We start from the raw sequence: 20,419 nt of genomic DNA on the forward strand, positions 1-20,419 counted from the left end.
CCGAACGAGTGCATCAGCTATGGAACGGAACGTCAGAATTCTGGGTGCACCAACGGACTACGGTGCCAATCGACGCGGGGTGGACATGGGACCCTCCGCGATTCGATACGCCGGACTCGCAGGGGAACTGGAGTCCGCGGGCGTCTCGCCGACGGACGCCGGCGACCTCGCGGTCCCGCACCACGCGACGCGGGACGCGGACGCCGGGGCGGCGAACGCGAAGCACGTCCAGGAGGTCGAAGAGGTGACGACGAGCCTCGCCGACGCCGTCTCGACCGCGCTCGCCGAGGGGACGACCCCGCTCGCGCTCGGCGGCGACCACTCCATCGCCATCGGGTCGCTGGTCGGGAGCGCCCGCGACGCCGACATCGGCGTCATCTGGTTCGACGCCCACGGCGACTTCAACACGCCGAGCACCTCGCCGTCCGGGAACGTCCACGGCATGCCGCTGGCCGCCGCGCTCGGCGTCGGCGACTTCGCGGGCGTCGAGTGGGCGAACGCCGCCGGCCTCACGGAGGAGAACGTCGCCATCGTCGGACTCCGCTCCGTCGACGGCGCGGAGGCCGAGGCGATTCGCGACAGCGACGTGACCGTGTACACGATGTCCGACATCGACGAGCGCGGCGTCACCGAGGTGACGAACGACGCCCTCGACGTGGCGACCGACGGCACCGACGGCGTCCACGTCAGCCTCGACCTCGACTGGCTCGACCCCCGCGAGGCCCCCGGCGTCGGGACGCCCGTCCGCGGCGGGGTGACCTACCGCGAGGCCCACGCGGCGATGGAACTCGTCGCCCGCTCGGAGGCCATGCGCTCGTTCGAACTCGTGGAGGTCAACCCCATCCTCGACGAGCACAACGAGACCGCGACGCTCGCGACCGAACTCGCCGCAAGCGCCTTCGGCAAGCGCATCCTCTGATGTCGACGCCGAGAGAAGCCCCCGCGCCGCACGACCTCGCCGCCGGCGTCGTCGTCCTCCAAGAGAACTCGGTGCTCGCGGTCTACGAGAAGGACCGCTGGGGACTGCCGAAAGGCGGCTCAGAGCCCGGGGAGTTCTTCTTCGAGACCGCCGCCCGCGAGGCCGCAGAGGAGACCGGCGTCGAAGTCGAAATCCAGTCGCTCGCGTTCACGAGCGAGATTCGCGCCCCGGACCGCCGCATCTACCTCCAGCGGTTCTACCACGCGACGCCCGTCGCCGACGACCCCACCCCGTCGCCGAGCGACCCGGACGACGAAATCGAGGCGGCGAAGTTCCTCCCGCTCACCGCGCTCGGGTCGACGCTCACCTACCGGCCGCGGGTCGAACCGCTCCGCGACTGGCTTCGGGACCGCAAGCCGCGACACTACACCTACGACCTGACGCGAGAACCCTCGGACGTCGAGAAATAGCCGACTACGGGGTTCGCCCGGTGGCTGTCCCGATTTTCCGCGCGATTCGAACGACGTAACCGACGGCCGCTCCGAGACCGCCGAGCACGAGTGCAAGCATCGCACCGCCGACGAGCGGATACGCGACCCACAGCGGCGACTCCATCGTCGAAACCGGGACGAACAGGTTGCCCGCGAACCCGAGACACGGCCCGAAGGCGAGCACGATACCCTCGCCGGCGCGCGTGCCGACGTTCTCGCCTCTGGCGACGTGTGCCGCGACGACGGCGACGACCAGCACCGCGCCCGCGTCGACGACGAGCGACTGCGCGGCCGTCGACGGTTCGAGGTTCCACGCCCGAAGCGCGGTCAGGCCGCCGAGAACGACGACGAACGCGAGCGCCGAGACGCCGACAATTCTCGACCGCGGTCGCACTCTCATACCGTGACGACCCCTCGGCCGAAGTAAATGTCTTCGGGGAGCGATGGCCGGAGCCGCGGCTCCCCGGTGGGGTCCGCAAAAGAGGAATCCGTCGTCGGGGAGAGCCGACTTACTCGTCGTCCGCGTCGGCTTCCGAGTCGCCTTCCACGTCGTCGAGTTCCTCGGCCTCGGTCGTCATCGCGGCCGGAATCACGTCGACGGAGGCGACGTCGTCGCCGTCGTCGAGGTCCATCACGATGACGCCCATCGTGTTGCGGCCGACCGTCGAGATGTCCTCGACGGGGGTCCGGAGAATCTGGCCCTCGTCGGACATGACGACGAGGTGGTCGCCCTCGCCGACGGTGTTGATGGCGCAGACCGGGCCGTTTCGCTCGTTGGTCTTGATGTCGATGAGACCCTTGCCGTTTCGGGACTGCTTGCGGTAGGCGTCGAGGTCCGTGCGCTTCCCGTAGCCGTTCTCGGTGACGGTGAGAATCCAACTGTGGTGGGCCTCGTCGATGGCGGCCACGCCGGCGACCACGTCGTCGCCTTCGAGTTTGATGCCGCGGACGCCGCGGGCCGAGCGACCCATCGCGCGCACCTCGTCCTCGTCGAAGCGGATGGACATCCCCCGTTCGGTACCGATGACGAGGTCGCTTTCGCCGTCGGTGACCTCCACGTCGACGAGTTCGTCGCCCTCGTCGAGCTTGGTGGCGATGATGCCCGTCGAGAGGATGTTCTGGAAGCGGTCGGTGCCGGTCCGCTTGATGTAGCCGTTCCGGGTCACCATCGTCAGGTAGCCCTCGATGTCTTCGAGGTCGTCGCAGTTGACGACGGCCGTAATCTCCTCGCCGTCGTCGAACTCAAGGAGATTGACCGCCGACTTCCCGCGGGCGGTCCGGGACATCTCGGGCACCTGGTAGGCCTTGAGCTGGTAGACCTGTCCGTGGTTGGTGAAACACAGCAGGTCGTCGTGGGTGTTCGTGACGAACACCGACGAGACGTTGTCGCCCTCCTTGAGGTCCGTCCCGATGATGCCCTTACCGCCGCGGTGCTGGGCGCGGAACCGCGAGACCGGCATCCGCTTGATGTAGTCGTCCTCGCTGACGATGACGACCACGTCCTCCTCGGGGATGAGGTCGGCGCGGGTGACCTCGCCGGTGTTGGCGACGAAGGAGGTCCGCCGGTCGTCGGCGTACTCGTCTTTGATGTCGAGCAGTTCGGACTCGATGACGGCGTCGAGTTCAGACCGGTCGCCGAGGATGGTTTCGAGGCGCTCGATGGTCGCTTGGACCTCCTCGTACTCGTCTTCGATTTCGGCCGCCTCCATCGAGGTGAGCGAGCCGAGTTGCATCGAGACGATGTGGTTGGCCTGGTCCTCGGAGAAGTCGAACGCCGGCAGCGGTTCGCCGTCGACTTCGACCGTGACCTCGCCGCGGAGCGCGGCCTTCGCGTCGTCGCGGCTCTCGGAGTTCCGGATGGTCTCGACCACGTCGTCGATGTTGTCGAGGGCCTTCAGGCGGCCTTCGAGGATGTGCGCGCGGTCTTCGGCCTCGGCGAGTTCGTACTCGGAGCGCCGGCGGACCACGTCGCGGCGGTGGTCGAGGTAGTGTTCGAGCGTCTCCTTGAGCGTCAGCACCTGCGGCTGACCGTCGACGAGCGCGAGGTTGATGACGCCGAACGTGGATTCGAGGTGGTTGTCGAGAAGCTGGTTCTTGACGACCTCGGCCATCGCGCCGCGCTTGAGCTCGATGACGACGCGGATGCCGTCGCGGTCGGACTCGTCGCGGATGTCGCGGATGCCCTCGATTTTGCCCTCGTTCACGTCGTCGGCGATGCGCTCGATGAGGCGGGCCTTGTTCTCCTGATACGGGAGTTCGTTGATGACGATGCGGCCCTCCTCCTCGGACACGTCGTAGTCGGCGCGGACGCGGACGCGGCCGCGACCCGTCTTGTACGCCTTGTGGACCGCGTTGCGGCCGACGATGTTCGCGCCGGTCGGGAAGTCGGGGCCCTTGACGTGTTCCATCAGGTCCGCGACGGTCGCCTCGGGGTTCTCGATGAGTTCGACGGTGGCGTCGATGACCTCGCCGAGATTGTGCGGCGGGATGTTCGTGGACATCCCGACCGCGATGCCGGACGACCCGTTGACCAGCAGGTTCGGGAACGACGACGGGAGCACCGTCGGCTCCTGTTTGCGGTCGTCGTAGTTCGACTGGAAGTCGACGGTGTCCTTGTCGATGTCGTCGAGGAGTTCCTCGGCGATGGGGGCCATCCGCGCCTCCGTGTACCGCATCGCGGCCGGCGGGTCGCCGTCGACGGAGCCGAAGTTACCCTGCCCGTCGACGAGCGGGTAGCGCATGGAGAAGTCCTGCGCCATGCGCGCGAGGGTGTCGTAGATGGCGGAGTCGCCGTGGGGGTGGTAGTCACCCATCGTCTCGCCCACGATGGACGAGGACTTGCGGTGCGACGAGTTGGAGGTCACGCCGGCCTGGTGCATCGCATAGAGGATGCGCCGGTGGACCGGCTTCAGGCCGTCGCGAACGTCGGGGAGCGCCCGACCCGCGATGACCGACATCGCGTAGTCGATGTACGACTGCTCCATCTCGTCTTCGATGCGCGCGTTCTTGACCTCGGCCGCGATACCCGCGCCCGGTTCGAAAGAATCCGGTGTGTCAGAACTCATGTTAGATGTCCACCCACTCGGCGTCGTTCGCGTGGTCCTTGATGAACTGCTTTCGCGGTCCGACGGCGTCGCCCATCAGGATGTTGAACATCCGGTCGGCGGCGGCGGCGTCCTCGACGGTGATGCGCTTGAGGACGCGGTTTTCGGGGTTCATCGTCGTGTCCCACAGCTGGTCGGGGTTCATCTCGCCGAGTCCCTTGAACCGCTGGACCTGCGTGGGGTTGCCGTTGCACTCTTCTTCGATGATGCGGTCTCGCTCCGCCTCGTCCATCGCGTCGTAGGTGTTGCCGCGGTAGCGGACGCGGTACAGCGGCGGTTGGGCCGCGTACACGTAGCCGGCCTCGATGAGCGGTCGCATGTGCCGGTACAGGAGCGTCAACAGGAGCGTCCGGATGTGCGCGCCGTCGACGTCGGCGTCGGTCATCAGGATGAGGCGCTGGTAGCGCACCTTCTCGATGTCGAACTCGTCGCCGACGCCCGCGCCGATGGCGGTGATGAGCGCGCGGACCTCGTTGTTCTCCAAGATGCGGTCGAGACGGTGTTTCTCGACGTTCAGAATCTTCCCGCGGAGGGGCAAAATCGCCTGGAACTTGCGGTCGCGGCCCTGCTTGGCCGAGCCGCCCGCGGAGTCGCCCTCCACGATGAACAGTTCGGACTTCGAGGGGTCGCGGCTCTGACAGTCCGCGAGCTTCCCCGGAAGCGAGGTGGATTCGAGCGCGGACTTGCGGCGGGTGAGCTCCTCGGCCTGCTTGGCGGCCTTGCGGGCGCGGGCGGCCTCGACGGCCTTCGAGATGATGGCCGTCGCCGTGTCCGGGTTCTCCTCGAAGTAGGTTCCGAGCTGTTCGTGGGTGACGCTCTCGACGATGCCGCGGACCTCGGAGTTCCCGAGCTTCGTCTTCGTCTGGCCCTCGAACTGCGGATCGGGGTGCTTGATGGAGATGACGGCGGTGAGACCCTCTCGGACGTCCTCACCGCGGAGGTTGTCGCCGTCGAGGTCGGCCAGCATGTCGTGGCTGTTCGCGTAGTCGTTGACGACGCGGGTGAGCGCGGTCTTGAACCCGGTCAGATGCGTGCCGCCCTCGCGCGTGTTGATGTTGTTGGCGAAGGCGTGAACCGACCCCTGTAGCTCGTCGGTCGCCTGCATGGCGATTTCGACCTCGATGCCCTCCGACTCGTCGTCGTAGTAGATGACGTCGTCGTGGAGGGACGTCTTGGTCTCGTTGAGGTACTCGACGAACTCGCGGATGCCGCCCTCGAAGAGGAACGAACTCGACTCGTCGGTCCGCTCGTCGGCGAGGGAAATCTCGACGCCGGAGTTGAGGAAGGCGAGTTCGCGCAGGCGGTTTTCGAGCGTCTTGAAGTCGAACTCGGTCGTCTCGAAGATACCGTCGTCCGGCCAAAATCGGATGGTCGTCCCGGTGTCCTCGTCGGGTTCGAGGTCGCGGACGCGCTCGAACTCGTCGACCTGCGGCTCGCCGAACTCGAAGCGGTGTGTCCACACCGCGCCGTCGCGTTTGACCTCGACTTCGAGCTCGCTCGACAGCGCGTTGACGACGGAGACGCCGACGCCGTGGAGGCCGCCGGAGACCTGATAGGACTTGTTGTCGAACTTCCCGCCGGCGTGGAGGACGGTCATGATGACCTCCAGCGCGGGTCGCTCGTACTGTTCGTGCGTATCTACCGGAATCCCGCGGCCGTTGTCGGTGACGCTGACGGAGCCGTCCTCGTGGAGGGCGACTTCGATGGCGTCGCAGTGCCCCGCAAGCGCCTCGTCGATGGAGTTGTCGACGACTTCGTAGACGAGGTGGTGGAGCCCGCGAGAATCGGTGGACCCGATGTACATCGCCGGACGCTTTCGAACGGCTTCGAGCCCTTCGAGGACCTGAATCTGTCCGGCCCCGTACTCGTTATCCTGAGACATCTGAACTGGCCTAGGATAGCCCGTCCCTTAAAGCCTCGCACGCGCGGGCGCGTACTACTTACTGGAGTCCCGCGTAGCGGTTTCCGCGTCCGGCGATTTCGACCGGCTGACCCGTGTTTCGTGAGTGACTCTGTGTAACACGATTCGTCGTTCCGGCGCGAACGCCCCTCGAAGCGCGTCAACGTCCCGTGTTCACTTTCACTCCGTTGCCGGTGAGTACTTAACGCGGGACTGGGTAGATGCGCATCAGGAAATGACCTCGTTCCAGTCGACACTCGGTGACGAGCCGGGGATCGCAGAGGAGCTGGCGAAGGGCCAGCGGGAGATCTCCATCGCCGAGTTCTTCGAGAAGAACAAGCACATGTTGGGCTTCGACAGCGGAGCCCGCGGGTTGGTCACCGCCGTCAAGGAAGCGGTGGACAACGCGCTCGACGCCACGGAGGAGGCGGGCATCCAGCCCGACATCTACGTGGAGATAGCCGAGGCGGGCGACTACTACCGCCTCGTCATCGAGGACAACGGGCCGGGCATCACGAAAGAGCAGGTGCCCAAAGTGTTCGGGAAGCTCCTCTACGGCTCTCGCTTCCACGCGCGCGAACAGTCCCGCGGCCAGCAGGGTATCGGTATCTCCGCGGCGGTCCTCTACTCGCAGTTGACGAGCGGCAAGCCCGCCAAGGTGACGAGCCGGACGCAGGGCTCGGAGGACGCCGAGTACTTCGAACTCGTCATCAACACGGACCAGAACGAACCCGAGATTCGCACCGAGAAGACGACCTCGTGGGACCGCCCCCACGGCACGCGCATCGAGTTGGAGATGGAAGCCAACATGCGCGCCCGCCAGCAGCTCCACGACTACATCCTCCACACGGCGGTCGTCAATCCCCACGCCCGACTCGAACTCCGGGAACCCGGCCTCGACGAGCCGATGAAGTTCGAGCGGGCGACCGACCAGCTTCCGAAGCAGACGAAGGAGATTCGTCCCCACCCTCACGGCGTCGAACTCGGGACGCTCCTGAAGATGCTCTCGGCCACTGAATCGTACTCCGTCTCCGGCTTCCTCCAAGAGGAGTTCACCCGCGTCGGCGCGAAGACCTCCGACAAGGTTCACGACGCCTTCCGCGACCGGCACTTCGGCCGCGAGATGACGTGGCGGACGCCCGACGCGTCCGAGACGAACGACCTCGTCGCCGTCGTCGAGGACGCCGTCGCCAACAAGGGCAGGGAGGCGACCGCGGCGTTCGCGGACGAACTGGTCGGCATCGTCGTCGGCAAGGACCGCATCGCCCACGGAGAACTCGTCACTATCGTCGAAAACGTCGCCGAATCGGTCGGCGAGGACACCGACACCTCGTTCGGCGAGACGGTCCGCGAGAACGTCGTCGAGGCGCTGTGGCCCGTCCTCACCGACGACCGCGAGGGCGACGTGTACGCCATCGTCGACGACGTGACGACCACGCAGAAAGACGACGCCGGCAAGCTGTCGATGGCGCGCTCCATCGCCACGCAGTTCGCCGAGACGACCGGCCCGGCGGACCGCGCCACCCGCGACGACGTGGCCGAGTTCGTCTCGTGGGCGGCCGAGCGGACCAAAGAACGCGAGGACGAGACCTACGGCGAGACGGCCCAAGAGAACATCGGCGACGCCATCTGGTCGCGGATGCGCACCGTCGCAGACGAGGTGCCGAAGGTCCGGGAAGTCTCGGACGACCGCGACGTGGCCCGCGACCTGCTCGACGCGATGCGCCAGACGGACATCCTCGCACCGCCGACGGACTGTCTGTCGCCCATCTCCGCCGACCTCGTCGAGGCCGGCCTGAAAAAGGAGTTCGACGCCGACTTCTACGCCGCGGCGACCCGCGACGCCGAGGTCCACGGCGGCGACCCGTTCATCGTCGAGGCCGGCATCGCCTACGGCGGTGAACTGAAGTCCGAGGGGAAAATCGACCTGCTCCGCTTCGCCAACCGCGTGCCCCTCGTCTACCAGCAGGGGGCGTGTACCATCACCCACGTCGTCAAGGACATCGGCTGGCGGAACTACGGCCTCGACCAACCCGGCGGTACCGGCATGCCGAGCGGTCCCGCGGTCCTCATGGTCCACGTCGCCTCCACGAACGTCCCCTTTACGAGCGAGTCGAAGGACGCGCTCGCGGACGTGCCGGCGATTCAAGACGAGGTCGAACTCGCCATCCGCGAGGCGGCCCGAGACCTCAAGTCCTACCTCTCGAAGCGGCGGTCGCTCCAGAAGCGCCGCGAGAAACAGGACGTCCTCGGCCGCATCCTCCCGCAGATGGCGACGAAGCTCTCTGAGGTCACCGGCCGACCGGAGCCCAACATCGACGGCGCGCTCGGCCGCATCATGAACAACCTGACCGTCGAGCGGGCCGTCGACGACGGCGAGGTGACGCTCACGGTGAAAAACTACTCCAACACGAACGAGTCGCCGGACATCACGGACATCGTCTCGGCGGAGCCGGCCGGCCTCGACGGCGAGGCGACGGTCGTCGACCTCGACGGGGAGTGGTTCGTCAAGTGGAACCCCGAGGTGTCGTCCGGTGAGACGGCGACGCTCACGTACTCGGTCGCACAGGACGCGTCGTTCGACATCAACGTCGACGGCGTCGAGACGGAGAAACTCACGGTGAACGTATAATGGCATCCGAACGGAAGACATCCGAGGAACGCACCCGCGAGCGTCTCATCGACCTCGCGGCGGAGTTCTACGACCAGTTCGACGCGGGGGAGATTCCGCACATGACGCTCCCGACGCGGACGAAAAGCAACATCGAGTACGACGAGGACGCCAACGTCTGGGTGTACGGCGACCGGACCTCGAAGCGCTCTGCGAACAGCGTCCGGGGTGCGCGAAAGCTCCTGAAGGCCGCCTACACCATCGAGTTCCTCGCGCGGCAGTTGGACGAGGACCGCTCCTCTACCCTGCGTGAGCTGTACTACATCTCCGAGTCGTGGGACAACGAGGAGGCGCACTTCTCCGACCAAGACGAGTCCAACAAGCTCATCGAGGACTTGGAAATCGTCAGCGAGGTCAAGCGCGAGGACTTCCACATGCGCCCGGAGGAGTCCGGCGCGAAGCTCATGGGCCCCCTCAAAATCCGCGAGCAGACGAACCGCGGCGACCGCGAGATTCACTGCCAGTTGGACGTGGGACAGGGCGGCTACCAGATTCCGAACAACCCCGACACCATCGAGTTCCTCGAACACGACGTCGAGTTCGTCATGTGCGTCGAGACCGGTGGGATGCGCGACCGACTCGTCGAGAACGGCTTCGACGACGACTACAACGCGCTCGTCGTCCACCTCGGCGGCCAGCCGGCGCGCGCCACCCGGCGCATCACCAAGCGCCTGCACGACGAACTCGACCTGCCGGTCGTGGTGTTCACAGACGGCGACCCGTGGTCCTACCGCATCTTCGGCTCCGTCGCCTACGGCTCTATCAAGTCCGCGCACCTCTCGGAGTATCTCGCCACGCCCGAGGCGAAGTTCGTCGGCATCCAGCCGCAGGACATCGTGGACTACGACCTCCCGACCGACCCGCTCGCAGATTCCGACATTAACGCGCTCCAGTCCGAGCTGGAGGACCCGCGGTTCATGAGCGACTACTGGACCGAACAGATAGAGCTCCAACTCGACATCGGCAAGAAGGCCGAACAGCAGGCGCTGGCCTCCCGCGGTCTCGACTTCGTGACCGACGAGTACCTGCCGACGCGCCTCGACGAGATGGGCATCATCTAACCCCGGTCACTCCCGGTCACCGCTTTTCTACCGCCCTGCTCCGGACCGATTGAACAGTGCAACGAGCGTGTAGCCGCCGTAGAAGCCGAGGGTGTGAACCGCCACCTCGGTTGCGAACTCCGCGGCGGTTCGGGTCGGTTCGATGTGAAAAAACAGCGCGTCGGTCGTCACGACGACGAGCGTGACGACGAGACAGACGAGGAGCCGACGGACGCTGAAAAGCGGGCTCGACCGGAGGGCGTCGCGCATGGCGGTCCGACGGCCGCCCGCTGTATGAGCCTGTTGCCCCGAGAGTGTTTCAGGGGTGTCAGCTTCCGGAGGGCAGTTACGGGTACAGCCCGTTCCCGCGGAACCCGTCGAAGTAGCGCCTGACGACGCCGTTCAGCGTTCGCGGCTCGCTGGTCGTGAGGTTGTGACCCGCCCCGGAGAACAGCGCGAGCGTCGCGTCCGCGACGCCGTCTTTGAGTTCCCGAACCCGCGGTTCGGGGAACAGTCGGTCGGACCTCCCGGCGGCGACGAGCGTCGGCGCGTCGACGACGCCGAGAACCTCCCGAGAGTCGTGTTCGAGACAGGCCGTACAGGAGACGACGGCGTCGGCGGGGACGGCGGGTCGGAGGTCGACGACCCGGCCGGCCGCCTCGATGAGCGCCGGGGCGACCGTCGCTTCGAGGCCGGTCGCGGACTCCCGTTCCGCGTCGGCGACGACCTCGGCCCAGCGGCCCTTGCCCGCCAGCGAGCGCCAGCGCGTCACGACGTTCTCGCCGTGGCCGCCGAGTCGCGTCCCGGCGGAGACGACCGCCAGCGAGTCCACGTAGTCGCCGTAGTCGGCGGCGAGGTACTGGGCGACGAGACCGCCCATCGAGACGCCGATAACGTCCGCCGGCCACAGGTCCTGTTCGTCGATGACGCCCGCGTAGCCCGCGGCCATGTCGCGCGTGGTCGACCCGACCGGGAGGTGTCGCGGCCGGCCGACCACCCACACGTCGCGGTCGTCGAACTCGCGGAACAGACCGGCGAGCGCCGCCGCAGTTCCGCGGTTCGGGTCGATGCGCTGGAAGGCGTCGGAGAGGCCGGGAAGCACCACGAGCGGGTCGGCGTCGGCGTCGCCGAAGCGGTAGTAGGGCCGCCGGCCGCCGAGCATGCCGTAGTCGAGGTCCATACCCGAACCGACGGCCCGGCGCGGCAAAATCGTTCTGTCCATTCGCTAGCCCGTCCGGCTGTTCGGCTGTCCGTCCCGCGGTCGCCCCCTCAGACTTGGTCGGGGTCGTCGAGGACGACCGGGATGCCGCGGTTCGCCACGTCCACGACGAAGGCGTCCGGGTCGGTTTCGAGAAGCGGGATGGTGTCGTAGTGAATCGGGAGCACGAGGTCGGGGTCGAGCGTCTCAGCGAGGTCGGCGGCCTCGCGGCGGTCCATCACGACCGACCCGCCGATGTTGGCGAGGAACAGCGACACTTCGAGGTGTTCGTGGCCCGCCAGCACGTCGGAGTCGCCGGGCCAGAAGACGGTTCGGTCGGCGATTGAGATGTGGAAGCCACAGCCGAACCCGCGGGGGTGGACCACGTCGCCGTCGCGGAGGTGCGGGCCGTCGGGGTCGTTGAACGCCGGGAGCGACCACACGTCGACCTCGCCGACGGTGAGGTGGTCCTCCTCGCCGACGCGGACCGTCTCGTAGGGGAGGTCTTCGACCGGCACCACGTCGCGGTCGATGGTCGCGGCGTCGACGCCCTCGAAGGCGACGACGGTCGCGTCGGCGTCGGCGACCTGCTCGATGGCGTCGGAGTCGTAGTGGTGGTTGTGCGTGACCAAAATCAGGTCGCCGTCGCGGGCGTAGTAGTCGTCGAGGACGCCGTAGCGGCCGGGGTCGAAGTAGACGACGAAGCCGTCGGGCGACTCGATTCTGACGGTCGCGTAGCCGAGCCACGACACGTCGAGGCCGTCGTGTTTGATGGTCATACGCGACACCTCGAACCGAGGGGTAAAAAGCGCGGCTCTCGGGGCGAATCGGCCGGTTCGGGCGAGGACGAGTGACGTGGCGGGTGCGCGGCGGGGGTCCGACTCAGACGAGGGTGTCCCGCAGGACGCCGAACACGACGAGGCTCCACAGGAACACGCCGGCCCCGTAGAACAGGAGGGCGAGTCGGAGCGAGGTGTCCGTCTCGACGGGGGACCACAGCCCCGCGTTCGAGACGACCCGGTTCGTCCCGCCTTTCTCGCCCGCGTGTTCGACGTTGCTGGGGCCCATCTGACCCACGGCCCCGCCGCCGAGTACGACGAGCAGCACGCCGGCCCCCAGCAACGCCAGCATGTACATCCCCGAGTGCGTCGCGAGATACACCGCGCCGACCGTGAGCAGTCCGAGGAGACCCGTATACAGGAGGGTCGGTCTCCAGAGGGCGTCGAGATTCATGGTAGGAACCGTCTGAAAACGTGTCTGTTGGGACAGTAAATCCCTTTGGGCGCGACCCGGGGCGAGCGTCGCTCACTGCGAGTCGGCCAGTCGCTCCACGCGGTCCAGCGAGTCGGCCGTCTCGGCGGTCTTGTCCTCGCGGACGGTGACGAACCGCGGGAACCGAAGCGCGTAGCCCGAGGAGTACGTCGGCGACGCCTGAATCTCCTCGTAGCCGACCTCGAAGACGACCGACGGGCGGATGTCGACCTCCTTTCCCGCCTCGCGTTCGATTTCGGGTTCGAGGAGGTCGGTCAACTCGGCCAACTCCTCGTCGGTGATGCCCGTGGCGACCTTGCCGATGGTCTCGAAGGCGTCGTCGCCCGAGTCGGCTTCGACGCGGGCCGAAAGCAGGAACGTCCCGAGGAACTCCGCGCGGCGGCCCTCGCCCCACTCCGCGCCGGTGACGACGAGGTCCAGCGTCTCCACGTCGGGCTTGCGCTTCAACCAGTTCTTCCCGCGGTCGCCCGGCGAGTACGGCGCGTCGGGGTTCTTCAGCATGATGCCTTCGTGGCCGGCGTCGAGGGCGTCGGCCTCGTAGGCGGCGATTTCGTCCGGATCGTCCGAGAGGAGGAGGTCCGAGACGGCCGCCGAGTCGCCGCCGAGGACCGCGGTCAGTCGATCGTGGCGGGCGGAAAGCGGGTCGGTGAGGAGGTCGTCGCCGCCGGCGTGCAGGCAGTCGAACGCCCGGAGTTCGACGCGGACCTCCTCGCGCATCCGCCCCACGTCGTGCTTGCGACGGAAGCGCCGGAGAATCTCCTGAAACGGGAGGGGTTCGCCGTCGTCGTCCATCGCCACGACCTCGCCGTCGAGGATGACGGGTTCGTCGACCGCGTCCGCGACGAACTCGACCACCTCGGGGAGCGCGTCGGTCACGTCCTCCATGTTGCGCGAGAACAGCGAGACCTCGCCGTCGGCGTCGCGGTGGACCTGCACGCGCGCGCCGTCGAACTTGGTCTCGACCGCGGCGGTGTCCCACTCGTCGAGCGCGTCGGCGGCGGTGCCGGCCTGCGCCAGCATCGCCTGCACGGGGCGGCCGACTTCGAGGCGGACCCCGTCGAGACCGGCCTCGCCCTCGTCGCGGGCGAGTTCTGCGACCATGCCGTAGTCGTTCGACACCTGCAGGGCGCGGGCGACGGCGGCGATGGCGTCGTTCCGGCGGTCGCGGGCGGCGGCTTCAGTCTCGGAGTCGGCGTCGTCGTCGCGGATGGCGGCGGCGTCCGCGGGGTCGACCAAGAACGCCTCGGCGACGGCGTCGCGGACGGTCCCCTCCCCGACGCCGATGCGCATCTCCGAGAGGACGAGTCGCGCGAGGAAGCGCGCCTCGTCGGGGTCGGTCCGGTTGAACAGGCCGTAGAGCGTCTTGAGCTTCGTCTCCTCGCTCCCCGAACCGGAGGCGGCCGCGAGCGCCCGGAGTTCGGAATCGACTTCGGCGACGGTCAGGCCGTCCTGTCCGCCAGAGCCGAAGGCGGCGAGGCCGCGCTGGCCGCCGAAGTCGTAGCTCGCGGCGACCGCGCCGATTTCGCCGCGGTCGGCGAGGCGGTCTTCCACGTCGTCGGCCGAGACGTTCGGGCCGGCGGCGCGGGCGATGGCCTCGTGACAGAGCCGCGGGCCGATGTCGAGCGTGGTCGAGTCCCACGCCGGGAAGACCCGGCCCTGGACGAACCGAGCGACCGTGTCGAGGTCGTCGCCGGCGTCAGAAAAGAGGTCTGAGAGGAGCGAGACGACCGCGAGGTCCGCTGGCTCGGCTTCTATCTCGGCGGCGCGGGCGGCGAACTCGGCGAACTGCATCGTCCGTGGGTATCGCCGCGCGGGGCAAAAGCGTCTCGACAGCCGTCGGGGATGTGATTCGCTGTCGAACGGCCGGAGTGCCGGGAAGTTGAAGGCCTTCGCCGTCGGAACGCCGGGTATGAGCGACGACCTCGCAGAGCGCGTCGAAGACGTGCTCGCGGTCGACGCGGCCGAGTTCGAAGCGCAAGCGAGAGCCGACGCCGAGGTGCTCAAGCGCGAACTGCGCGAGGGGACCTTCGACAACCACCAGTCCATCGTCGGCTTGGAGTACGAGTTCTACGCCGTCTCCGACGGTCGCTGGTCCGCGAGCGAAGACGACGTACACGCGCTCATGCGGGTCCCGCGCCGGCTGCTCGGCCTCATGGGATTCGAGAAGGAACTGGGGCTCCACAACGCCGAGATGACCACGAGCCCCCAGCCGCTGAACCCCCACGGCCTCCGCGCGCAGGAGTCCGAGGTCCGCGCCCGACTCGACGCCGCGCTCGACTGCGCCGCCGCGGAGGGGATGCGCCTCGTCTCCGACGGGATGTGGAGCATCCCGCCGGCCGGCGAGAGCGCCCGCGAGTACCTGACCGACTCCGTCACCGACGGGGGCGTCCGCCTCGCGACGAACATGAGCAACTCCGTGCGATACCACGCGATGGCGAACGGGCCGACCGCCCCGCCGTCGTTCACGCTCGACGCGCCGCACGTCTCGCTCGAAGCGGACACCGTGATGCCCGAGGCGCTCATCACGTCCATCCAGCCGCACTATCAGGTCCCGCACGCCGACGACCTGCCGTACCACTTCAACTACGCGCTGCGGGTCGCCGGCCCGCTCCTCGCGCTCGGCGTCAACTCGCCGTTCTTCCCGGCCGACCTCTACGACGAGGACGTGACGGGCGAGGAGATTCTCGCCGACAGCTGGGACGAAAACCGAATCGCGGTGTTCGAGTCGGTGCTCAACTCCGGCGATCACGAGAAGGTCTCCTTCCCCGGCGACCTCGACACCGTCGAAGACGCCGTCGACCGCGTCGTCGAGGACTCCACGATGGTCCCCATGTCGGTCGAGCGCGGCGACCGCTTCGACGACGACTTCGCAACGCTCCGCCGGAAACACGGCACCTACTGGCGGTGGGTCCGCCCGGTGTTCGACGGCGCGTCCCGGTCGTCGGCCAACGCCCGCATCGAGTTCCGGCCCATCGCGGGCCAGCCGACCGTCCGCGACTCGGTCGCGTTTCAGGCCGCCTTCGCGGGCCTCATGGAGCGGCTCCCCCGACTCGACCACCCCGTCATCGACCTCGACTGGGAGACCGCTGAGGAGAACTTCTACACCGCGATGCGCGAGGGTCCCCACGGCGACCTGCGCTGGATAGACGTCGACGGCGACGATGCGACCGGCGCGGACCTCTACGAGGACCTGCTCGTCCACGCCCGCGACGGGCTTCGGCTGGCGGGCTGTTCCGAGGAGGAGGCCAACTACTACCTCGAACCCCTCCGCAAGCGCGTCGAGACGGGCGTCACGCCGGCCGACTGGAAGTGCGCCCGCGTCCGCGACGCCCTCGACGACGGCGGTGACTTCGAGACGGCGCTCCGCGAGATGCAACGCGAGTACGTCGAGCGACAGTCCGACTCGCTGCTCGAAGGCGCGTTCGCCGACTGGTTCTGAGCCGGCGCGGGCGTCCGCGTCTGCGTCCGCCCCACGTCGGCGACGACGCGGCGGCCGTTCTCGTCGGTCGCTGGCTCTCACGCGCTCCGCGCACTCTTGTCGGAGAAATAACTATTATCGTGCCGCTCGAACGCCGCGTATGGTCTCCCGTCGGACGAAAGCCGTCGCCGAGTTCGGTATCGCGCTTCTCACCGCGCTCTGGATGGTGTCGATGCGCCGTCTGCTCCGCTCCAGCGACGACGAGTCGCACGAACCGACGCCGCTGTCGCCGGGCGGACTCGCCGTCGGCGGGGCGTGGGGTGCCGGGCAGGTGTGGGCCTACGACCGCGATAGCTGGAAAGTTCGCACGAATCGGCGTCGCGGGATGGCCGTCAGCCTCCTCAGTATCGTGGTCGAGCGCCGACTGCTCCCCCGAACCGAGTCGTTCCGGTACAGCCTCGGACTCGGGCGCGTCCTCGGCGTGGTCGTCTACCGGGCGTGGTACGGGCTCGTGCGGCCGCTTCCGGGCGACGACTGAGTGACGAGCGAGCGGGAACCGCGGGAGCCCCGCCGGTCGCAAGTCGCGAAAACGGAGAGAAACCGCCGACTGCGGGCGACTTATTCGAGGCCTTCGAAGTTCTGGTGGCGCTGGATGTCGACGCCGTCCTCGGTGACGACGGCGATGTTGATGCCGTTACCCGACGCGAGGTCGCGCTCGACCGCGGAGCGGATGGCCTTCGTGGCGACCTGCTTCGCCTCGTCGATGCTGAGGCCGTCTTCGAACTCCTGTTCGAGCACACCGAGGGCGTACTGGCTGCCGGAGCCGGTGACGGTGTACTCCTCTTCGAGGATGGAGCCGGCGGGGTCGATGCTGTAGATGTGGGGGCCGGTCTCGTCGACGCCGCCGAGGATGGGCTGGACGACGTAGAACCCGCCCGAGCGGAGGAAGTTGCCGACGAGCGTCGACAGCGCCTGCATGCTCATGTCCTCGCCGCGGCGGGCCTCGTAGAGGCGGACCTCCGCGCGGAGGGAGCTGATGAGCGACTGGGCGGCCGACACGGAGCCGGCGATGGTCAGCGCGCCCGTCGGGTGAATCTCTTCGACCTTCTGGACGTCCTTCGAGGAGACCATGTAGCCCATGCTGGCGCGCATGTCGGTCGCGAGGACGACGCCCTCTTCGGTCTTGATGCCGACGGTGGTCGTTCCGGTCTTCGTCTCTTTGTCACCGAGCGAGTCGGCGCGACGCTCGGCGTTCGAGAACTCGCCGAGTTCGGGGCCGAACACGTTCGAGCGGTCGCCGTTCAGCGAGTCGAGACGGCCGGAGAACTCGTCGTGAGTCGGGGTACGCATTGTCAGCGATTGCACTTCGGCGCTGATAAATGCAACCCTTCGCCTCGCCGTTGCCGGTGCCAAACATCGTCCGCGCGTCGGCGGCGGCCGCGCGGCGCGGTCGCTCGCGGCGAGTGTCGTCGGGAGGAAGCGGTCGCGTGAGTCGGCTTAGCGACCCGCGGCGCGTTCGTAGGCGGTTCCGGTCGTCTCCACGAGCCGGCGAATCGGGAGGGTCACACCCATCCGGCGAGCGGCGAGCGCGATGGGGAGGAGCGCGATACCCATCGCGACCGATAGCTGGTAGGCGGCAAACAGGACGTACTTCGTTAGGCGGGGAATCATCACCGTGTCCTCAGTCGTGGCTCGGGCGGTGCCGGTATATAAGTCTTCTCTCAGCCGGGCGCACGTCACCCCGGCGCTGTCTGCCGATTAAAGCGCAGTTGTCTCTAATCCAACTAGACCGACCATTCGGCGTGAGTCGCGCGTGACCCGCGGAGCGCTTCTCCATAAGTTATAGCGATAATCGCAGTGGCATGCGCGAGTCGTGCGCGCTCCGGTCGAACGACGTGAGCGTCGCGGGTTCGGACGGGACGCCCGCTCGCGCGCCGGGCGTGTGAATCCCACGCGCCCCGACGCCCGAACCACAAGACACGAAACCCCACCGGCGCGTAACGTGTGTATGAGCAACTATCTCGTCGCGATGGAGGCGGCCTGGTTGGTCCGGGACGTAGAGGACATCGACGACGCCATCGGCGTCGCGGTCAGCGAGGCCGGCAAGCGACTCAACCAGAAGGACAAGGAGTACGTCGAGGTCGAAGTCGGCGCGACGCCCTGTCCCGCCTGTGGCGAACCGTTCGACTCCGCGTTCATCGCGGCCAACACCGCGCTCGTCGGCCTGCTCCTCGAAATCAAGATTTTCAACGCGGACGGCGAGAAGCACGCCTCCCGCATCGCGAAAAGCGAGGTCGGCGGCGCGCTCCGCGACGTCCCCCTCGACGTCATCGACATCCGCGAGTTCGACTCCGACGAAGACCAGTAACCGCGCCGCCGCGTCCGGCCGCATCGGACCGCGCCGCCGCGTCCGGCCGCATCGGACCGCGCCGCCGACCACCGAACTCGGGGCGACCGCCCGAGGCGAGCGACCGGAACACTTTTTCATAACTACGGGTTATTCCCCCGTCATGGAACTTCCCACGCCCCAAGACCTCAGGGAACGGCGGAACTCCCTCGAACTGACGCAGAGCAAACTCGCCGACATGGCCGGGGTCTCCCAGCCGCTCATCGCCCGCATCGAGGGCGGCGACGTCGACCCGCGGCTCTCGACGCTCCGGCGCATCGTCGAGGCGCTGGACGAGGCCGAAGGGCGCATCGTGCGCGCGGAGGACATCATGAACACGACCGTCCGGAGCGTCGCCCCCGACAACTCCGTCCGCGAGGCGCGCGACATCATGCTCGACGCCGGCTTCTCGCAGTTGCCCGTCATCGAGAACGGCCGCCCGCTGGGCATCATCTCGAACGCCGACATCCGTCACGTTCAGGAGGACGACGTCACCGACCGTCCGGTCAACGAGGTCATGTCAGAGGGCGTCACGACGGTCGAACCCGAGACGACGCTGGACGAAATCGGCGTCTACCTCGACCACAACTCGGCAATCATCGTCGTCGAGAGCGGCGAGACGGTCGGCATCATCACCGAGGCCGACATCGCGGCCCACATCTGAGCCGACCCCGAAACGACGGCGGTTCCCCGACGACGCCGCTCGGAGTCAGCGCCGCCGGACGACGAGGGGCGTCTCGCCCTTCGGCTGGGTCGTCATCTCGGGCGTGATTGCTAACTCTCCGTCGCCGGCCCAGTCGAGGTCGAAGTCGCGGAGCACGGTCGCGAGCACGATTTTCGCCTCCGTGAGCGCGAACGCCCGGCCGAGACAGCTCCGCGGCCCGGCCCCGAAGGGGAGGTAGGCGTAGGCGGGGCGGTCGGTGTCGCCGTCCCATCGTCCGGGCCGGAACGCGAGGGGGGCATCGTACCACCGCTCGTCGCGGTGGATGCGGATGACAGAGAGGTGGATGTCCGTGCCCGCCGGGATGACCCGGTCGCCGGTCGGAAACGGTTTCGCGGTCTCCCGCGGGAGCGTGTGGACCGGCGGATAGAGCCTGAGCGTCTCCTTGATGACGCGTTCGAGCACCGGGAGCTCCCCGGTCGCGTCGGCGGTCACGGGGCCGTCGCCGACGACGCGGTCGACTTCGGCGACGGCTCGTCCCCGGGCGTCGGGATGGGTCGCGAGCAGGTACAGCGCGTAGGTGAGCGCGAGCGCGGTCGTCTCGTGGCCGGCGAAAATCATGCCCACGAGCTGGTTCTCAAGCGACTCGACGGTCGCCGGGTAGTCTGCGTCGGTTCCGAGCGCGTCGGCGAGGTGGCGCGTGAGGCTCCCCTCGTCGGCGGTCTCGACCAGTTCGCGGACCTCCTCGCGGAGGACGCGGTCGGCCCGGTCGAACCGGCGTCGGCTCGGCGTCGGTACCCACGACGGCAACACCCACGACGCGGGCGCGAAGCGGCCGTTGAGACCGTCGGCGGCCGACCGAATCCGCACGTCGCCGTCGAGGTCGAGTTCCCGTCCGAGGATGGTGGCAAAGATGATGTCCAGGGTGACCGCCTTCATCTCGGATTCGAGCGACAGCGTCCCCGAGTCGGGCCACGTCCGCAGGCGGCGCTCGACCTGCCGGCGCATCACGGGTGCGTAGTCGTCGACCCGCTCCCAGCGGAAGAAGGGCTCTAGCTCGTCGCGCTGTCGCCGCCACTCGTCCCCCTCGGCGGCGATGACGGCGTCGCCGAAGGCGGCCTCGAACTCGCCGCCCTTGACGATGGAGTCGCGGTCGGTCACGAACGCCCGCTCGAAGTGGTCGGGGTGTGCGAGGACGTACAGGTCGTCCATCCCCACCACGTCCAGTCCGACCGCGTCCTCGACGCCGTGGTCCGCGAGGAGGTCGGCGACGAAGCCGAACGGGTCGGCCGCGAAGCCGACGGTGTGCCCCACGAGCGGGAGGCCGCTCGGTGTCGGTGGCGGTGAAGTCACACCTCC

At 67.9% G+C, this 20,419-nt stretch carries 19 protein-coding genes; 8 read left to right on the plus strand and 11 right to left on the minus strand.

Annotated features, from left to right (window positions below; all coding sequences use genetic code 11):
* Positions 1-19 precede the first annotated feature (19 nt).
* Together rocF and NDI65_RS00770 are read left to right on the plus strand one after the other, a co-directional pair.
* A complete protein-coding gene (rocF, locus tag NDI65_RS00765) occupies positions 20-919 on the plus strand; it encodes an arginase (protein ID WP_089777761.1) in 900 nt (299 codons plus the stop codon).
* Entirely contained in the window at positions 919-1,389 is a 471-nt protein-coding gene (locus tag NDI65_RS00770; RefSeq protein ID WP_042663302.1) for an NUDIX domain-containing protein, read from the plus strand. Before rocF ends, NDI65_RS00770 begins: the two co-directional genes overlap by 1 nt.
* A 4-nt stretch (positions 1,390-1,393) precedes the next feature.
* Here the strand turns inward: NDI65_RS00770 and NDI65_RS00775 are convergent, their stop codons facing one another.
* The 3 genes from NDI65_RS00775 to gyrB all read right to left on the minus strand — a co-directional run bounded on the left by NDI65_RS00775 (position 1,394) and on the right by gyrB (position 6,396).
* Positions 1,394-1,810, minus strand: a complete 417-nt coding sequence (locus NDI65_RS00775; protein ID WP_089777763.1) for a hypothetical protein — start codon at positions 1,808-1,810, stop codon at positions 1,394-1,396.
* A gap of 109 nt (positions 1,811-1,919) precedes the next feature.
* On the minus strand, positions 1,920-4,475 hold the full coding sequence (gene gyrA / locus NDI65_RS00780; protein ID WP_089777765.1) for a DNA gyrase subunit A: 2,556 nt from the start codon (positions 4,473-4,475) through the stop codon (positions 1,920-1,922).
* Between the two features lies 1 nt (position 4,476).
* Positions 4,477-6,396, minus strand: coding sequence for a DNA topoisomerase (ATP-hydrolyzing) subunit B (gene gyrB, locus NDI65_RS00785; protein ID WP_310893122.1), 1,920 nt, complete (start codon positions 6,394-6,396; stop codon positions 4,477-4,479).
* 253 nt (positions 6,397-6,649) lie between these two features.
* Between gyrB and NDI65_RS00790 the strand changes: the two genes are divergently transcribed.
* The gene (locus NDI65_RS00790; RefSeq protein WP_089777768.1) at positions 6,650-9,046 is read left to right on the plus strand and encodes a DNA topoisomerase VI subunit B; all 2,397 of its coding nucleotides are present in this window, start codon (positions 6,650-6,652) and stop codon (positions 9,044-9,046) included.
* A complete protein-coding gene (locus tag NDI65_RS00795) occupies positions 9,046-10,146 on the plus strand; it encodes a DNA topoisomerase IV subunit A (RefSeq protein WP_089777770.1) in 1,101 nt (366 codons plus the stop codon). The genes NDI65_RS00790 and NDI65_RS00795 overlap by 1 nt, the downstream gene beginning before the upstream one ends.
* A gap of 27 nt (positions 10,147-10,173) precedes the next feature.
* Here the strand turns inward: NDI65_RS00795 and NDI65_RS00800 are convergent, their stop codons facing one another.
* From NDI65_RS00800 to ligA, 5 genes are all read right to left on the minus strand, one after another.
* Positions 10,174-10,395, minus strand: coding sequence for a hypothetical protein (locus NDI65_RS00800; RefSeq protein ID WP_042663298.1), 222 nt, complete (start codon positions 10,393-10,395; stop codon positions 10,174-10,176).
* Positions 10,396-10,471: 76 nt separating this feature from the next.
* Positions 10,472-11,305 (minus strand): alpha/beta hydrolase, encoded by an 834-nt coding sequence (locus tag NDI65_RS00805; protein ID WP_089777772.1) that lies wholly within the window; start codon positions 11,303-11,305, stop codon positions 10,472-10,474.
* 89 nt (positions 11,306-11,394) lie between these two features.
* Positions 11,395-12,102, minus strand: coding sequence for an MBL fold metallo-hydrolase (locus NDI65_RS00810; RefSeq protein WP_042663296.1), 708 nt, complete (start codon positions 12,100-12,102; stop codon positions 11,395-11,397).
* Positions 12,103-12,205: 103 nt separating this feature from the next.
* Entirely contained in the window at positions 12,206-12,556 is a 351-nt protein-coding gene (locus NDI65_RS00815; protein WP_042663295.1) for a hypothetical protein, read from the minus strand.
* Between the two features lie 72 nt (positions 12,557-12,628).
* The gene (gene ligA, locus NDI65_RS00820) at positions 12,629-14,386 is read right to left on the minus strand and encodes an ATP-dependent DNA ligase LigA (protein ID WP_089777774.1); all 1,758 of its coding nucleotides are present in this window, start codon (positions 14,384-14,386) and stop codon (positions 12,629-12,631) included.
* A 118-nt stretch (positions 14,387-14,504) separates the two neighbouring features.
* On the opposite strand from ligA, the gene NDI65_RS00825 reads away from it, so the two are divergent.
* Both NDI65_RS00825 and NDI65_RS00830 read left to right on the plus strand, forming a co-directional pair.
* Positions 14,505-16,034 (plus strand): hypothetical protein, encoded by a 1,530-nt coding sequence (locus NDI65_RS00825; RefSeq protein ID WP_089777776.1) that lies wholly within the window; start codon positions 14,505-14,507, stop codon positions 16,032-16,034.
* Between the two features lie 139 nt (positions 16,035-16,173).
* The gene (locus NDI65_RS00830) at positions 16,174-16,551 is read left to right on the plus strand and encodes a hypothetical protein (RefSeq protein ID WP_089777778.1); all 378 of its coding nucleotides are present in this window, start codon (positions 16,174-16,176) and stop codon (positions 16,549-16,551) included.
* Positions 16,552-16,631: 80 nt separating this feature from the next.
* Here NDI65_RS00830 and psmB read toward each other — a convergent pair whose 3' ends face one another.
* A complete protein-coding gene (gene psmB / locus NDI65_RS00835; RefSeq protein WP_089777780.1) occupies positions 16,632-17,363 on the minus strand; it encodes a proteasome endopeptidase complex subunit beta in 732 nt (243 codons plus the stop codon).
* A gap of 147 nt (positions 17,364-17,510) precedes the next feature.
* On the minus strand, positions 17,511-17,684 hold the full coding sequence (locus tag NDI65_RS00840) for a hypothetical protein (protein WP_004970695.1): 174 nt from the start codon (positions 17,682-17,684) through the stop codon (positions 17,511-17,513).
* A gap of 337 nt (positions 17,685-18,021) precedes the next feature.
* Here NDI65_RS00840 and NDI65_RS00845 point away from each other — a divergent pair, with 337 nt between their 5' ends.
* Positions 18,022-18,381 carry a DUF555 domain-containing protein gene (locus NDI65_RS00845; protein WP_004970698.1) on the plus strand — a complete coding sequence of 120 codons (360 nt, stop codon included), beginning with the start codon at positions 18,022-18,024 and terminating at the stop codon, positions 18,379-18,381.
* 142 nt (positions 18,382-18,523) lie between these two features.
* The gene (locus NDI65_RS00850; protein ID WP_004041437.1) at positions 18,524-19,063 is read left to right on the plus strand and encodes a CBS domain-containing protein; all 540 of its coding nucleotides are present in this window, start codon (positions 18,524-18,526) and stop codon (positions 19,061-19,063) included.
* Positions 19,064-19,108: 45 nt separating this feature from the next.
* Here the strand turns inward: NDI65_RS00850 and NDI65_RS00855 are convergent, their stop codons facing one another.
* A complete protein-coding gene (locus NDI65_RS00855) occupies positions 19,109-20,413 on the minus strand; it encodes a cytochrome P450 (RefSeq protein WP_089777785.1) in 1,305 nt (434 codons plus the stop codon).
* Positions 20,414-20,419: the final 6 nt, after the last annotated feature.

The sequence above is a fragment of the Haloferax sp. S2CR25 genome (assembly GCF_031624535.1).
In the GTDB taxonomy this organism is placed as follows: Archaea; Halobacteriota; Halobacteria; order Halobacteriales; family Haloferacaceae; genus Haloferax; species Haloferax massiliensis.